Origin of the sequence: Frankia sp. AgKG'84/4, from assembly GCF_023242965.2 — a bacterium.
Taxonomy (GTDB): domain Bacteria; phylum Actinomycetota; class Actinomycetes; order Frankiales; family Frankiaceae; genus Frankia.
The window spans coordinates 1-2,292 of sequence record NZ_JALKFU020001268.1 but is presented as its reverse complement, the minus strand read 5'-3'; the positions used below and the strand labels follow the sequence as shown (position 1 = coordinate 2,292).

Annotated in this window: 3 protein-coding genes; 2 read left to right on the top strand and 1 reads right to left on the bottom strand. The window is 75.1% G+C overall.

The window, feature by feature from the left end; all coding sequences use genetic code 11:
* Positions 1 to 825, bottom strand: an 825-nt coding sequence (ppgK, locus tag MXD58_RS29510) for a polyphosphate--glucose phosphotransferase (RefSeq protein ID WP_250611422.1), incomplete at its 3' end; no start/stop codon positions are given.
* A 314-nt stretch (positions 826 to 1,139) separates the two neighbouring features.
* Here ppgK and moaA point away from each other — a divergent pair.
* Together moaA and MXD58_RS31520 are read left to right on the top strand one after the other, a co-directional pair.
* Complete coding sequence (gene moaA, locus MXD58_RS29505; protein WP_248838316.1) at positions 1,140 to 2,126, top strand: GTP 3',8-cyclase MoaA; 987 nt, start codon at positions 1,140 to 1,142, stop codon at positions 2,124 to 2,126.
* Positions 2,123 to 2,292 (top strand): NTP transferase domain-containing protein (locus MXD58_RS31520; protein WP_374616839.1); only part of this gene is annotated, 170 nt, incomplete at its 3' end. The genes moaA and MXD58_RS31520, both read left to right, overlap by 4 nt.

Below are 2,292 nucleotides of genomic sequence, written 5' to 3'. Positions count from 1 at the left end.
CCGTGCGGCCCGGGCCGGCGGGCGCGGGCGGCCCTGGTCGGACAGGCCGGCGAGCGCCGCCCCGACGATGCCCGCCTCGTTCTGCAGCTGCGCGGGAACCACGCGGGTGCGCACGTCGAGCTCGTCGAGGAACCGATCGGCCTTCTTGCTGACGCCGCCGCCGATGATGATCAGATCGGGCCAGAGCAGCGCCTCGAGCGTCCGCAGGTAGCGGGTGACCCGCTTGGCCCACTTCTCCCAGGACAGGTCGTCCCGCTCCCGCGCCGCGTCGGAGGCCCTGGTCTCCGCGTCGTGCCCGTGGATCTCCAGATGGCCGAGCTCCGTGTTCGGGACGAGCTGGCCGTGCAGGAACAACGCCGTCCCGATGCCCGTGCCGAAAGTCGTCATGATCACCAGGCCGCCGACGTCCCGGCCGGCACCGAAGGCCATCTCGGCGATGCCCGCCGCGTCCGCGTCGTTGACCGTTGTGACATCCGCCGCGACCGGCGCCGCCGCGCCGGGAGCCGGCACCGAGGTGGGGGTGATGCCCGCGGCACCGAGGGCGGCGGAGAGCACCGCGATGGCGTCCGTGCCGATCCAGGCCGGGTCGATGTTCGCGGCCGTCATCGCCACGCCGTTCTTGACGACGGCGGGCAGCGCGACGCCGACCGGCCCGGTCCAGCCGAAGTGGCCGACGACCTCGGCGACGGTGCCGGCGACGGCGGTCGGATCGGCCGGTTGCGGAGTCGCGATGCGGTGTCGAGGCGCGGCCAGTGAACCGTCCTCGACGTTGACCGGAGCGCCTTTGATGCCGCTCCCTCCGACGTCAACCCCGAAGACCTGCATGGTCAAGCCCCTCCCCGCGCCGATGTCCCGTCAGCGGGAACGGCGCCGCCGGTCCCGCGCGGCCGGGCGCGCACGGCTCCGTCCGTCGCCGGGCTGGCGATGGCGGGCCGGTTTCCTCGACCGCTGGGAATCAAGTCTCGCAGGCTCGGGCGCCGTCGTGGCGCCCGCCTGCCCAGCTGGGGCCGCGGCGTGGCCGCAACGGCCCGGCGCCCCCCGCCGGGTCAGGGCCGGACTGGTGCCCGCGGTCGGCCGTGACCGGGCACACCGAATCTCGCCGGGTCGATTCGTGCAGGTCAGGCCGATACCCTAAGGGGGTGGACCTTGCCGACACCTTTGGTCGGGTGGCGACCGACCTGCGGGTGTCGCTGACGGACCGCTGCAATCTGCGCTGCACGTACTGCATGCCGGCCGAGGGGCTGCCGTGGCTGCCGTCCGAGCGGATGCTGACCGACGACGAGATCGTGCGGCTGGTCGGCGTCGCGGTCCGGCTGCTCGGCGTCACCGAGGTTCGGCTCACGGGCGGCGAGCCCACCCTGCGGCCCGGGCTGGCCGACCTGGTCGGCCGGATCGCCGCGCTGCGGCCGCGGCCGAAGCTCTCCCTCACCACCAACGGGCTGTCCCTCGCCCGTCTCGCCGCGCCGCTGCGCGCGGCCGGGCTGGATCGGGTCAACGTCTCGCTGGACACGCTCGACCCCGTCCGCTTCGCCCAGATAACTCGCCGTGATCGCCTGGGTGACGTGCTGGCCGGGTTGCGTGCCGCCGCCGCGAGCGGCCTGGCGCCCGTGAAGGTCAACAGCGTGCTCCTGCGCGGGGTCAATGACGACGAGGCGCCGAGCCTGCTGCGCTGGTCCCTCGCCGAGGGCTACGAGCTGAGGTTCATCGAGCAGATGCCGCTCGATGCCCAGCACGGCTGGCGGCGCTCGACGATGGTGACGGCGGGGGAGACGCTGGCCGCGCTGGGCGCCGCGGTCACCCTGCGGCCATTGCCGGGCCGGGGCAGCGCGCCCGCCGAGCTGTTCGAGGTCGACGGGGGCCCCGGCCGGGTGGGCGTGATCGGCTCGGTGTCGGCCCCGTTCTGCGCGGCCTGCGACCGGGTCCGGCTGACCGCCGACGGCCAGGTGCGCAACTGCCTGTTCGCCCGCGAGGAGAGCGACCTGCGCACCGCGCTGCGGGCCGGCGCCGACGACGAACAGCTCGCGCAGCTGTGGCAGGCCGCGGTGCGGGGCAAGCACGCCGGCCACGGCATCGACGAGGTGGCCTTCCGCCAGCCCGACCGGCCGATGTCGGCGATCGGCGGATGAGCACCGACTGGGCCGCCCTGGTCTGCGCGGGCGGCGCCGCACGGCGGCTCGGGGGGCGGGACAAGGCCGCGCTCGTCGTCGGCGCGGCCACGCTGTTGGACCGGGTGCTCGCGGCGGCGGCCGGCGCGCGCCAACGGGTGGTCGTCGGACCCGTCCGGGACCTGGC